Genomic DNA, 13,641 nt, shown 5'->3' with positions numbered 1-13,641 from the left:
TACAGAAAACTTGCGAAGTCGTCTTGCTCCGTGTAAAACTCTTGCATAATCCCATGTTTTTCTTGAAAGCAAATTATGTCCATCTTACGAATATCACGTCTAAGCTCTGCACTTCTGCTGTCTTTTGCGTTCTGTGCTATGGCCCATGCACAATATGTCTGGCTCGATGAAAAAGGCAACAAGCAGTTTTCAGACATGCCGCCACCTAAATCCGTACCCAAGGATAAAATCCTCAAAGCGCCCGGCGGCGTCCCCAAGGCTGTGCCAGCACCAACAGCAGATGATAAGGCCGCTTCTGCCAGTCAGCCTGCACCCAAACTGGAAAAACCGGTAACGACAGCTACCAAGAACGAAGACTTCAATAAGCGCCGCGCCGAACAAGCTGAAAAAGATAAGAAGGCTGAAGAAGAAAAAACGGCTGCAGCAGATAAGGCAAAGAATTGCGAAAGAGCCCGCAGTTATCAGCAATCACTGAATTCTGGCGCACGCCTCAGCCGCACTGACAAAAACGGCGAGCGATCCATACTCACCGATGCCGAACGCCAGCAGGAAGCAAGTGAAGTGAAAAAAGCCCTGGCTGATTGCAAATAGCAGAAAAGGTCAGGTTTGCGCCTGTTTTTTGGCCCTGCGTCTGCGTGCCTCCATAGGGTCGGCAATCAAAGGGCGGTAAATTTCTATCCTGTCCCCTGCATGCAGATTACTATCTAGTGTCTTCAGCTTGCCAAAAACACCAACCTTGAGAACGCTGACATCAATCTCGGGATGAATTTGTATAATGCCGCTTTGCTGTATCACTTGCAGTATTGTGGCATCAACGGCCACACGCAAATCCAGCAAGCTTGTTTTATCCAGCCCGGCATAACAAACCTGGACATGCATGTTAGTCTGCTCAACCATACAATGCCTCGGCACGGGCACAGAAAGAATCAACAAAACTATTGGCGATTTTGGAAAAAACCGGCCCAATCAGATGTTCAAGCAATTTGTTGGAAAATTCATAGTTCAGCTCGAATTCAATTTTGCATGCGTCTGCACGCAGTTCGGTAAATTTCCAGCAACCTGACAATTGCTTGAAAGGCCCTTCGACCAGACTCATTTCAATAGAATGCGGGCGCTGATTACTATTCCTGGTCGTAAAGTGTTGCTTTAAGCCATGATAGTTAATAGAAAGCGTAGCAACCAATTCATGATCAGTACGCTCAGCCACTCTTACCTCGCCGCACCATGGCAGAAATTGAGGGTAATTTTCTACCTGATCAACCAGAGCAAACATTTGCTCTGTGCTGTAAGCTACAAAAACTGTTTTATGTACAACTGCCATCAAGAAGAACCATTTGGTAGAATCACAGGTTCGCATTTTAACCGAGTCATAAGCAGTACCAAAATGCATTCATGCATTTCCACACTCTAATTTGACCAATTTTCATCCTACATGAGCATCGCTGATAATAAAAAAGCATTCCACGATTATTTCATCGAGGAGCAATACGAAGCCGGCATCGTCCTGCAAGGCTGGGAAGTCAAAGCCATACGCGCAGGTCGAGCGCAGCTGAAAGAAGCCTATGTCATTGTCAAGAATGGCGAGATCTTCTTGTTTGGTGCCCATATTGGCGCTTTGCCGACGGCGTCCACACACATTCATCCTGACTCTGTCCGAACACGTAAATTATTGTTAAATGCGGCGGAAATCAGCAAACTGATAGGCAAAGTGGAGCGTTCTGGCTACACCATGGTGCCGTTGAACCTGCATTTCACCAAGGGGCGCATCAAATGTCAGATCGGCCTGGCCAAAGGTAAAAAGCAGCATGACAAGCGCGATACCGAGAAAGAAAAAGACTGGCAGCGCGAGCAGCAAAAGATCATGAAACAGAACAGACGCTGATCTTTTGAAGCCGGTAAGAACTAGCGGGCCGGACGATACAGTTCATGTCCGACATCTTGAATTTGACGACGCAAAGCACGCTTTTCTTCTGGCGTGAGACGGCCAGGTTTTTTGCTGTCTTCAGCAGTGCCGCAAGCGCGTTCACCTATGTGGCGCGCGTCATTGCAGCGCTCAAGCAAACTATTTTTTTGAACCTGCTTGTTGAGTTGTCGTTCGCGCTGCTTTTCTTCTTTGCGCACTGCATCATTCTTTTGTTGTCCATTAAGTCGACCCCACATAGCCGAACCACCACTACCTTTATTATCTGCCATAGCGCTGCCAGCCACGACCAGCGACAACATCAGGACAGAAATTTTTTTGTACGGTATATTCATCGACTTAAAACGGATGGCTTACGAGCAAAAACGATGAGGCAAGTAAAAACATATAAATGGATTGCAATTCTATGCGTAAATACCCGTGGCAAGCTAGCATCAAATTGTATGAATTTAGTTTACGATAGCCTCCTCAAATGCGCAGTCCAATTCCGTAAAGTGTGTAACAGTTTGTAATCCAGAATATTAATTTTGTTTGCAAGCTCACTCTATGACAGTACTATTAAGCCCATGAACACTACGCCCCCTACCCCAGACTCTACCAACACTAATACCAGCAACCCCAAGGCCAAAATCCTGGTGGTTGATGATGACCTGCGTTTGCGCGATCTACTGCGCCGCTATCTGACTGAACAAGGCTTTCAAGTCGTCAGTGCAGAAAACGCTCAGGCCATGAATAAACTCTGGATACGTGAACGCTATGACATGCTGGTACTTGACCTGATGCTTCCTGGCGAAGATGGTCTGGCCATCTGCCGCCGCCTGCGTGGCGCCGGTGACAAAACTCCCATCATCATGCTGACCGCCAAAGGCGAAGAAGTTGATCGCATCATCGGCCTCGAAATGGGTGCGGATGATTACCTGCCCAAACCATTCAGCCCACGCGAACTGGTGGCACGTATCAATGCCGTGCTCAGGCGGAAAGCCCCGGACGAGCTGCCAGGCGCACCGTCTGACGGCCCGCAAACCTTTGCTTTTGGTGATTTTGTCCTTGATCTGGGCACCCGTACCCTGAAAAAGCACAATGACAATATTTCATTAACAACAGGTGAGTTTTCAGTATTAAAAGTCTTCGCACGCCATGCCCGCCAGCCACTCTCCAGAGAAAAACTCATGGAACTCGCACGTGGTCGCGAATATGAAGTATTTGACCGTAGCCTGGACGTGCAAATTTCCCGCCTGCGCAAGCTGATAGAACCCGACCCCAGCAACCCTCTCTATATACAAACAGTATGGGGACTAGGCTATGTGTTCATCCCTGATGGTCAGTCGCATTAAGAGTTGAAATACTTTTGCACTTTCCTCATTGAATTCTTTGCAAAATTTGAATGCGTGACTACCTCAACAGTCTGGAATGGCTAAAAAGCGGACTGTTCTGGCGCACCTTCCTCATGCTGGCTGTACTCGTCACCGCCAGCATGCTTGCATGGATGTCCAATTTCCGTACGCTTGAGACAGCACCAAGAGCCCAGCAGATGGCGGCGCAAATCGTCTCCATCGTCACCATCACCCGTGCTGCCCTCACCCACTCCGCCCCTGAAAAACGGCAGGAACTATTGCGCGACCTGGCCAATAAAGAAGGGGTGCAGATCTACCTGCTGGAAGATACTGACCGCATAGAAGAACCAGAAGCCACCCCCTTCTTTCTCGAATCCCGGCCTTTGATGTTGCGAGGCCTGGGTAATAACACCCGCTTTGCCAGCAAACTGAATGATATAAGCGGCTTCTGGATCAGCTTTGATATTGAAGACGATCATTACTGGCTAAGACTGGAACAGGACAGGCTGGATCCGCCCATAGGTCAGCAGTTATTCAGTTGGGCTATCCTTACCCTGTTTTTAACGCTGCTGGGTGCAGCCATCATTTCCAAGCTCATTAATGATCCGCTGTCACGCCTCAGCAATGCTGCCCGTGCCGTCGCCAAGGGTAAGCAACCGCCGCCCTTGCCACAGAAGGGCCCGAAAGAAATCCGCGAAACCAACGTCAGTTTCAATACCATGATGGAAGATCTGGTCAGGATAGAAACTGACCGCTCCATCATTCTGGCAGGTATTTCACATGACTTGCGCACCCCGCTGGCACGCATGCAACTGGAAGTCGAAATGGCCAGCCTTAATGATGATGCCAGGACCGGCATGCAATCCGATCTGCAGCAAATGGATGACATCATCAGCCAATTCCTTGACTATGCCAAACCGCTGGATAAAGTAGAATTCGAGCGTATCAACATCAGCGAAGTCATGCAACAAGTCATGGATGAAGCCTTCCGCTTTCAAAATCTGCGTCTGCGCACCGCTATCACGCCTGACATCTATGTCAATGGCAACCTGACTGAACTAAGGCGCCTGTTCAACAATATAGTAGAAAATGCCTGCCGTTATGGTAAGACCCCAGGCTCACCCGTCATCACGCTTGATGTGCAATGCTCCCGCAAGAACAAGGATAGAAAGCTGTCCATACAAATCAGCTTCCGCGATCACGGACTAGGCGTGGCAGAGCAGGATCTGGTACGCCTGCTGCGCCCGTTCACCCGTGGCGACGCCTCGCGCAGTCAGGCCAATGGTTCTGGCCTGGGCCTTGCCATCGTTGACCGCATCATCAAAAGCCATGGTGGCAAATTACGCATCTACAATCACGCTGAAGGTGGGTTTGTTATTGTGATTGCGCTACAGGAAGCGAAAGAAACTTAAATCCCTGATCCCACGCATCCTGTGTCAGACTCATGCAGCAACAACAGACTCAATGTAGTCGACATGTTTCGCTTTCATTCACAAACGTAAGCTGTTACAAAAAAGTTTAAATGTTACAATTGCCGCCATTTTCAGGGCTCTTAAAGACAAATAAACTCATGCGTAACAATTTCCCAGCCCTGCTCGCGGCCTGCGCTGTAATCAGCCTGCCCGCTTTTGCCGAAACCTATCCACCCTCAGCCTATAAAGATGGTGCCGTAAAGTGCATGCAAGTACGCAGCTATGATTGCGCAGAAAAAAACTGGAACCAGTACATCAAAATGCGTCCCACTGATGCAAAAGCCATCGCCAGTCTGGCGATCACTTATCATTGGGCAGACAAGCCAGAAGCCAGCATAGTTCAGGCCGAAAAAGCCATCAGCATGGGTGAAGGCACCTATGATCTGTTCGCCGCTTACTCAGAAAGCCTGGCAAAAACCGGACGCGTCGATGAAGCCATAGACTGGGGTTATAAAACCCTGGCCATACTGCCCAACTTGGTCAATGTGCGCGGCGACGTCGCCAAATACCTGGTCATGCGCAAACGTGAATTTGAAGCATTGACCCTGCTCGCCTCTTTTGATTCATCACTGGAAGCACAGGGACACAATCACTATTTTGACGGTCAACGCATCGCCATAGAATCATCACTGGAACGCCCGGGGCAAGCCAGTACTGCAGCAGCAAAGAGCATGCGTCTGCCCAAAACAAAAGAGCATTTTTATGCTCCCGTAAAACTCGGCGACAACAAGATAGAAGCATTCATGGTCGACACAGGGGCCACCAAAACCACCCTCAATGACGACATGCTCAGCAATTCCAAAGCGACCTACAAGGTGGTGAAGCCGCTCGTCAACATGCAGACCGCTGACGGCAGAAATGTACAAGCCCGCATCGTCACTATCGATAATATGAAGGTAGGCCCGTTTGAATTACGTAAGGTGACGGCCGTAGTCTGCAAATCCTGCAAGCCACTATTGGGCCAGGGATCGCTATCGCAATTCAATATGGTGTCATCCAAGGCACAGGGGGTAGAATTTTTGACTTTGGAATTACGATAATTATTAACGCAAATTCACTGATTTTTCGACATAAAACAAAACGCCGCGCAAAATTGCGCGGCGTTTTGTTTTATGTCTGGACAGCTCTTTAGCTTAGCGATTACCTGCAAAAGCCAGTTGTGTCGCTGCAACCTTGCTACCCTCTTCAGCCTGAACCGGAACAGCGTCAGCGGGAGTTGCCAATTCATAAGTCATATGCAAGCCCGTATCCACTTTTTGCGCTGGTGCTACTTGTTCCAGCGTAGCTGTCTTTTGCGGAACTGCGCGGGAAGCCGCAGTTCCATTCAAGGCAAAGCTATTGAAGCCAGCAAAACCTGCTATACCAGCACACAACAACAAACCAGCAATGACAGATGGGCGCAGGCGGAAGCGTTTTTGTACTTCATCTTGCTGAACTGTTGCATCGTAAGCCACGGTGATTGGTGCTGCTGCCAGCATTTGCTCAACCTGTTGACGCCATTCTTCTGATGTTTGTCTATTGCTAAGCAGTTTGCTGATCAGTGCCTGGGCCAGTTGTTCGGCTTCCTGGTGCTCAGCTTCCAGAGTCTGTTTTGCCATTTCTGCCTCAGCTTGCAATTCTTCTTGCTGTTGCTGTATTTGCAGTCTGTTTTGTTCTTGCCATTCCCTGGCTGATGCCAGCGCTTGCTCAATGAAGGCTTGGGCAGCAGCTTGTTGCTCAGCACGTTGTTGCAACATGGCTTGCAGTTCTGCTTCGTCAGCAGCTTGTTTTTCCAGTTGTGCTTGCAAGGCTTTTTCGTCAGAAATACGTTTTGCTGCTGCATTTGCCAGTGCTTGTTGTTTTTGCTGAGTTTGCGTTTCAACCGCGGTCAGTTGTTGTTGCAATTCTTCTTTCAATGCAGCTTCGAGAGACAATTGTTCTTCAAGTTTTGCTTGCAGAGCACTTTGCTCTTCCATGCGTTTGGCGATAGCTGCATTGAGCGCCTGCTCTTTCTCCAACCTTTGTGCTTCAGCAGCTTCCAGTTTGGATGTCAGCTCAGCTTGTAATACTGTCTCTACTGCCAAGGCTTGTTCAGCTTGTGCAAGCAAGTTACTCTCTTTTTCTGCACGTGCTGCAAAGCTTGCGGCCAAAGCTTGCTCTTTTTCCAGTCGCTGTATTTCAGCGACTTGAAGTTTTGATGCAAATTCGGCTTTCAATTCTGCCTCTGCTGCCAAGGCTTGCTCGGCGTGGGCCAGCAATGTATTTTCTTCTTCAACACGTGCAACTATCGCGGCGGCCAGGGCTTGCTCTTTTTCAAGTCTTTGCGCTTCCAGGGTTTCAAGCTGGCTTTCTTCCAATAATTTGGCCCGCAATTCTGGCAGTGCTTGTTCATCGGCAGCGATTTGCAAGGCTGTTGCTTCTGCAATTTCGCGCTCCAGTGCCAGTTTTTCTTGTTCCAGTACATTGGCGATCAGCAGTTGTTCTGCGCGTTGCTTGCTTTGTTCTGCCAATTCTGATTCAAGACGTACGCGTTCTTCTGTCGCAGTAATGACCAGACGCTCGGCTTCCATTTTCTCTTCAATGAGGCGCAAGGCATCCTGAGTCATTTGCAGGCTATCCATCTCCATCTGTTTTTGTTGCTGGATGGTGATGATTTCGCGCTGAGCCAGTTCTGCACGTTGTTGTTCTGCTTGTTGCAGAATGAACAGTTCTTCAGCACGAGCTTGCGCTGCCTCAGTGGCTTGCTGCTCGGATACAGCCAATGCATAGGCCAATTCAGTTGCTTCTTTTTCACTTTGCAGTCTGGCCTGGATGGCAACATTAGCATCTTGCTCAGCATTGGCGCGAATTTCGCACAGACTCAGATATTCTTGCTCAGCCAGTTTGCGTTGCTCTGCTTCTTGCGCTGCTTTTTGTTCTGCAGCCAGTTTTTGCTGTACCAGGCTCAATGCTTCAAGCTCACTGGAAGCGCGCTGGTTTTCAGTCATGGTCAGCGCTTCTGCTTCGCGCAATCTGGTTTCTGTCGCTTCTGCTGCCAGACGCTGTGCCTCTGCATGCTCCGCCGAACGGGCCAGCAATGCCTGTTCAGCATTTGCCAGGCGTAATGTGGCTTCCAGTGCTTCTTGTTCTTTATAGGCGCGCTCACTTGCTGCTTCTGCAAATTCACGTTCTATGGCCAGTTTGGCTTGCAGAGTAATTTCTGCTGATTCTTCCTGTTCCAGCTTGGTTTTCAGTTCAGCGCTGATTTGCTGTTCAACTGCGATTTTTTCCTGGCTGGCACGGCTCAGCTCCAGCAGCAAGGCTGTTTTTTCTTCGAGTGCGACAGCTGCCTGGCGCTTGATCAGTGCTTCCTGTGCAGCTTGTGCCAGCCATTGTTTTTCGGTTTCATTGAATTTTTCTGCCAGCTCACGTGCCTGTGCCTCGGCAGCCTGGCGCTCTGCGATCAATTTGTGTTGCGCTTGTTCTGCCACCAGGCGAGCTTCAGCCTCAGCTGTGGCTGCCAGTTCTGCCTGCTGCTTGGCTGTCAGGCTGTCAAGTACCGCTTGCTCGGCAGCGATACGCTGTTGTTGCGCAACCAGTAATTCTTGCTCTTGTTGCAGTCGTTGTGCCAGCAACTCAGCCATGAGACTTTGTGCATCAGCATGAGCGGCCAGTTCCTGGAACAGGGCTTTTTCTGATGCCAGCGTTGCTTCAGTTGCGGCACGTATGATTTTTTCTGCACGGGCACGGGCTTCGGCAAACTGCTGCGCCTCGGTTTCACTGGACAGGCGGCTCTGTACGTCTTCATGTGCTTCTTGTTCTGCCTGCAATCTGGCAGCTGTGGTGTCCAGCAAGGCCTGATCATCCGCCAGACGTTGTTGCAAGACAGCGTCAAGTTCAGCAACTTTTTTGTTCTTTTCAACCACCAGTTCATGCGCCTTATGCTGGCTGGCAGCATAGGCTTGCGCCTGGATTTGCAATGCCTGCTCAGCTTGCAATTTGGCAGCTGTCAATTCATTGGCTTCTTGTTCTGCCCTGGCCCTGACTGCCGCGGCTTGCGCATGTTGCTGTTCTGCTCTTGCTCTGGCAGTGGCGGCTTCTGTGGCAATTTTTTCTGCTGCCAGTTTCTCTGTCGCTGCTTTTGCTTCCAGTTCAGCAGCATCCGCCTTTTGTTTTTCCAGTCTGGCTTGTTCTTCCAGCGCCAGGGCAGCCTGCTGTTGAGACTTTGCTTTGCCTTGTTCAAGCTGTGCCAACTGGGTTGCAGCTTTTACCCGAGCTGCTGCGGCAGTTGCTGCTTGCTGTTCAGCCTTGGCTTGCTGGTTGTTTTGTTCCAGCAGTTTTTTCTCTTCCGCTACTTTGCTTTCCATTGCAACGCGTAAAGCTTGCTCAGATTGCAGACGAGCCAGGTGCTGATCACGTTGTTCTTGCTCTACCGCTGCCTTGGCTTGTAATTCTGCCGTCAGACGCTTTTCTGCTTCCAGTTTTTGCTGGACCAGGTTCAGGGCTTTTTGCTCGGACTCTGCACGCAAACGCAAAGTCTTGCCGAGTTCTTCAGCTTCAACAGCCTTGGTTTGTGCCAAGACCGCAGATTGTTTTTGCAGATCTGCATGTTCCTGCATTTTTTGCAGGCGTACTTGTTCAGCGGCGATCATGGCTTGACGGGCTGCACGAGCTTCTGCTTCTTGTTGCTGGCGTGCATTCAATACACTGGTATGCTCACGGTCAGCATGGGCACGGGCGATGACTTGCTCGGCGGCTGTTTTTTCAGCTTCCAGTTTTTCCTGGGCTGCTCTTGCCGCCTGCTTTTCTGCTTCCAGATGCATTTGCTCTGCGCGTGCCATTTCTGTGGCTTGATGGCTAATCAGCAAAGCAACCTTGGCTGCCTTACATTGGGCATCTTTTTGCAGTTCGGTTTGCTCAAGAGTAGTTTTTTCTGCATCAAGTGTAGCTTCCAGCGCCAGTCTTTCTTCGCGTTCAGCTTGTTCCCTGGCAGCGGCAATTGCCTTGGACTCCTCTTCTGCGCGCAGCCTGGCTTCAGCTTCTTGCTGTGCCGCTTGTTCGAGTTGCAGTTTTTCCTGGGTTGCCTTCAGCACTTGTTGCACTGCATTGGCACGGCGACGTTCTGCCTGTAGTTTTTCTTCCTGAAGTTCCATCGCTTTCACCTCATCATTAGTGCGTTGCTGTTGGACGCGCAGAAGTTCGCTGGCATCTTGATTTTTCCTGGCAGCGGCTGCGGCCATTTTTTGCTGCAATTCCACTTGCTCCATGGTTTTTTCCAGGCTCAGTTTTTCTGCTACACATTCAGACTCCTGGGCTATGCGGCGTGCATGTTCTGCCTGCTCTTGCATGCGCAAGAGTTCGGCGTGAGATTGCTCTGCCTTGGCCAGGGCTTCTGCTTCTTCTGTCATCTTGCGTTCAGCAGTCAATTTTTCCTGCAAGGCGGCAGCGGCTTTTTGTTCTGCTGCAGCGCGCATTTTTTCAGCCATCATCAGTTCCTGGGCTTTTTTGGCTTTATCTGCGGCTGCAAGGTTGGCGCGTTTCAGCAATTCAGCCTGGAAGGCACTAGCACTCAGGGCTTGTTGTTCAGAATCAGCTTTTTCACGGGCGTCTTGTACAGCCTGTTTTTCGATTTCCAGGCGCTCTTTAGCCAGCTTGGCAGCGCGTTGTTCTTCAGCGACACGCTGACGGGCATTATCGGCAGCTTGCTGCTCAGCCAGACGGCGTTGGCGGGCTTCTTCTGCCAATGCGGCTTCAGCAGCTTGTCTTGCGCGTGCCTGCAGGTCGGCTTGCTGTTCGTTTTCTATGCGCGTCATGGCAGTTGATTGCAGTTCGCGCTCTGCGCGTATGCGTGACTCAGTCACCATGCGGATTTTGTCTTCTGCTTCACGACGGGCCTGAGCTGTGGCAGCAGCTATTTTTTCTGCCTGTTCGCGTTTATTGGCAGCAATACGCAAGTCTTCTTCTGACTGCATACGCAACTGTATGGCTTCTGCTGCCTTTCTTTCAGACTCCATTCTGGCCTGGGCAATTGCCTCTTGACCTTGCTCCAAGGCAACGCGTGCCAATGCATCTTCACGGGCACGCAACTCTACCGGTGCGCGATTGATCGCATATTCCAGCGCCATGGCTTCTGCCTGGTCGCGCTCTTTACTAATTTGCAGGGATTCGCAGCGGACTTTGGCCAGCATTTCTGCAGTTTCACGGGCTTCGCGGTCGCGTTTTTCACGTTCGCGTGCCAGTTCAGTGATACGTGCATCAGCACGGGCGCGCTCTTCTGCCTGTTGGCGTGCAGATTGTGATGCGGCAAAGCGTTCTGCTGCCCAGTTACGGGCATTGGCAGTTTGCGTTGCCAGTTTTTCTGCTTCGGCATGGGCTTGAGAAGCCAGCTCTGACTCTGCCTTGAACTGGTGCTCGGCTTTTTCTATGGCTTGTTGTTCGAGTTTGGCACGTTGCTCTGATTGTTCACGGGCCCGTGACTCTATCAGCGTGCGTTCTTGCAGATTCCGCGTTTCTTCGGCGGTAGCGGCGATTCTGGCTTCACTGGCAGCGTGCGACTGGCGTTCTGCCATCAGTTTTGCCTGTGCGCCGGCAATGGCTTCTTGTTCCAGTGCCAGTTTGCGCTGAGCCAGTTCGGCGGCTTCGGCCTCAGCCTGTGCCCTGGTTTCTGCCAGTGCCCTGGCTTGGGATTCAGCCTTCAGCCTGGTTTCGGCAGCTACGGTGGCTCTGGCCTCTGCCTCTACCCTGGCGATGGCTTCACGAATACCTTTCACGTCGATGCGGGTATTGGACTCAATTGCCTCTTCTGGTGGCAAATAATTGTCCTTGCGATCGCCATGGCGATCGAGGGAGTAGTCTCCCAGAGATAATTTATTTAACAACGCCTGATTGCTGTCCATTTCTGCACTCCTGATCTGATAGTCGTTCACCGTCATTGCGGGCCCTGCCATGCCGGAACTTCTTATATTGAATTATCAATCAAGAAAAATTTGACGATGGCTGGAGCAGAAGTGGAAAAACACCTCAATTCCTGATTTATCCGTTTCCCTTAATGCTGGCTGGGACGTAAAATAGCGGTCAACTCAACATTGCCGGAGAATTATCTTGAACGAACTCGTTACCGAAATCAGACACCCGCTGGTGCAACACAAGCTGACACTGATGCGTAGCAAAGACACGCCGACGGATAATTTCCGCCGTCTGTTGCGTGAAATCAGCCAGATGCTGGCCTATGAAGTCACCCGTGACCTGCCGATTGAACTGGTCAAGATCGAAACACCGATCACCACCATTGATGCACCAACCATCAGCGGCAAGAAGCTGTGCGTGATCTCGGTCCTGCGCGCTGGCAATGGTATTTTGGATGGCATGCTGGATTTGCTGCCAAATGCCCGCGTAGGCCATATCGGCCTGTACCGTGACCCGGAAACACTGGAGCCAGTTGAGTATTACTTCAAGGTGCCGGAAGATATCGCTGACCGACTGGTGATCGTGGTTGACCCTATGCTGGCAACTGGCAATTCAGCCGCTGCGGCCATCACTCGCCTGAAGCTGCGCGGCGCTACAACGATCAAATTCGTGTGCCTGCTGGCTGCCCCTGAAGGCATCAAGGTCATGAACGCTGCCCATCCTGATGTACCTATCGTCACTGCATCTATCGATGACCATCTGAATGAACACGGTTATATCGTGCCTGGCCTGGGCGATGCCGGTGACCGTTTGTTTGGCACTAAATAATCACTTTATATAATAGATTTATAGTTTTTGAAGAGTTTCACTGATGACGACCACTGCCCGCTTCGTTCCTGTTTCCAAATTACCCGAAGTGGGCACCACCATCTTCTCAGTGATGTCTGCCCTGGCGGCAGAGAAAAAAGCGGTCAATCTTGGTCAGGGCTTCCCTGACTTTAGCTGCGACCCTGCCCTGCCTGCCCTGGTGGCGCAAGCCATGACGGATAATTACAATCAATATCCGCCCATGCCAGGCATGCCGCAGTTGCGCGAGCAGATAGCCGCCAAAATCAAAAATATCTATGGTCATGCTTATGACGTGAATACTGAAATCACCGTCACAGCTGGTGCAACCCAGGGCATTTTGACCATCTTGCTGGCCTGCGTACATGCTGGCGATGAAGTCATTGTCATAGAGCCAGCGTATGACAGCTATGTGTCCAGTATCAAGCTGGCAGGTGGCGTGCCGATATTTGTCAGCATGGAACTGGGTGAAAATGGCTATACCATCCCTTGGGATAAAGTAAAAACCAGCATTACGGACAAGACCCGTTTGCTGATGCTGAACTCACCGCACAACCCTACCGGATCAGTACTGAGCGTGGATGACATTGCCGCATTGACCGATATCGTGCGTGACACCAAGGTCTTGATCGCCTCTGATGAAGTATATGAGCACATGGTGTTTGATGGCCAGCGCCATGAATCGCTGTCGCGTTACCCCGAACTGGCAGAGCGCAGCTTCATCATTTCCAGTTTTGGCAAAACTTATCATGTGACTGGCTGGAAGGTCGGCTATGTTGCGGCACCGTCAGCACTGATGGTAGAGTTTCGCAAGGTTCATCAATACAACGTCTTTACCGTCAATACACCTATGCAAGTGGGGCTGGCGCAGTATATGGGCAACCCGGCACCTTATCTGGAATTGCCGGACTTTTATCAAAAGAAACGCGATCTATTCAGGGCTGGCCTGACCAATTCTCGCTTGCGCCTGTTACCCTGCGCTGGCACTTATTTCCAATCGGTAGATTATTCAGCGATTTCCGACATGACCGAGCTGGACTTTGCCCGCTGGCTGACGACTGAGATTGGTGTGGCAGCTATTCCCGTATCCGCGTTTTACCAGCAAGGCAAGGAATCTGGCATCGTGCGTTTTTGCTTTGCCAAACAGGATGCTACCCTGCAAGACGCTTTGCAGCGCCTGCAAAGTATTTAATTCCCATCAAAA

The 13,641-nt window shown here is 50.6% G+C and carries 11 protein-coding genes; 7 read left to right on the top strand and 4 right to left on the bottom strand.

Going from position 1 to position 13,641, the window contains the following annotated elements:
- Positions 1–75 precede the first annotated feature (75 nt).
- Entirely contained in the window at positions 76–591 is a 516-nt protein-coding gene (locus AC3WQT_RS06765; RefSeq protein ID WP_492703009.1) for a DUF4124 domain-containing protein, read from the top strand.
- Between the two features lie 9 nt (positions 592–600).
- Here the strand turns inward: AC3WQT_RS06765 and AC3WQT_RS06760 are convergent, their stop codons facing one another.
- Together AC3WQT_RS06760 and AC3WQT_RS06755 are read right to left on the bottom strand one after the other, a co-directional pair.
- A complete protein-coding gene (locus tag AC3WQT_RS06760) occupies positions 601–879 on the bottom strand; it encodes an RnfH family protein (protein ID WP_492703008.1) in 279 nt (92 codons plus the stop codon).
- 10 nt (positions 880–889) lie between these two features.
- Entirely contained in the window at positions 890–1,321 is a 432-nt protein-coding gene (locus AC3WQT_RS06755) for a type II toxin-antitoxin system RatA family toxin (protein WP_492703131.1), read from the bottom strand.
- A 111-nt stretch (positions 1,322–1,432) separates the two neighbouring features.
- Here AC3WQT_RS06755 and smpB point away from each other — a divergent pair, with 111 nt between their 5' ends.
- Positions 1,433–1,882: an SsrA-binding protein SmpB gene (gene smpB, locus AC3WQT_RS06750; protein ID WP_110253677.1), complete on the top strand. Its 450-nt coding sequence runs from the start codon at positions 1,433–1,435 to the stop codon at positions 1,880–1,882.
- Positions 1,883–1,902: 20 nt separating this feature from the next.
- Here the strand turns inward: smpB and AC3WQT_RS06745 are convergent, their stop codons facing one another.
- Complete coding sequence (locus AC3WQT_RS06745; protein WP_492703007.1) at positions 1,903–2,256, bottom strand: hypothetical protein; 354 nt, start codon at positions 2,254–2,256, stop codon at positions 1,903–1,905.
- A gap of 231 nt (positions 2,257–2,487) precedes the next feature.
- Between AC3WQT_RS06745 and ompR the strand changes: the two genes are divergently transcribed.
- The 3 genes from ompR (at position 2,488) to AC3WQT_RS06730 (ending at position 5,767) form a co-directional block, all read left to right on the top strand.
- A complete protein-coding gene (ompR, locus tag AC3WQT_RS06740; RefSeq protein WP_492703006.1) occupies positions 2,488–3,255 on the top strand; it encodes an osmolarity response regulator transcription factor OmpR in 768 nt (255 codons plus the stop codon).
- Positions 3,256–3,305: 50 nt separating this feature from the next.
- Positions 3,306–4,667, top strand: a complete 1,362-nt coding sequence (locus tag AC3WQT_RS06735) for an ATP-binding protein (protein WP_492703005.1) — start codon at positions 3,306–3,308, stop codon at positions 4,665–4,667.
- A gap of 158 nt (positions 4,668–4,825) precedes the next feature.
- A complete protein-coding gene (locus AC3WQT_RS06730) occupies positions 4,826–5,767 on the top strand; it encodes a retroviral-like aspartic protease family protein (RefSeq protein ID WP_492703004.1) in 942 nt (313 codons plus the stop codon).
- 93 nt (positions 5,768–5,860) lie between these two features.
- Here AC3WQT_RS06730 and AC3WQT_RS06725 read toward each other — a convergent pair whose 3' ends face one another.
- Complete coding sequence (locus AC3WQT_RS06725) at positions 5,861–11,632, bottom strand: hypothetical protein (RefSeq protein ID WP_492703003.1); 5,772 nt, start codon at positions 11,630–11,632, stop codon at positions 5,861–5,863.
- A gap of 154 nt (positions 11,633–11,786) precedes the next feature.
- Here AC3WQT_RS06725 and upp point away from each other — a divergent pair, with 154 nt between their 5' ends.
- Positions 11,787–12,419 (top strand): uracil phosphoribosyltransferase, encoded by a 633-nt coding sequence (gene upp, locus AC3WQT_RS06720; protein WP_186951564.1) that lies wholly within the window; start codon positions 11,787–11,789, stop codon positions 12,417–12,419.
- A gap of 43 nt (positions 12,420–12,462) precedes the next feature.
- Positions 12,463–13,629 (top strand): pyridoxal phosphate-dependent aminotransferase, encoded by a 1,167-nt coding sequence (locus AC3WQT_RS06715; RefSeq protein WP_492703002.1) that lies wholly within the window; start codon positions 12,463–12,465, stop codon positions 13,627–13,629.
- Positions 13,630–13,641 lie beyond the last annotated feature (12 nt).

Source organism: Undibacterium sp. FW305-107, from assembly GCF_058788535.1.
Note: the sequence above shows the minus strand (reverse complement) of the source record. Positions and strands in the feature narration are given on the sequence as shown.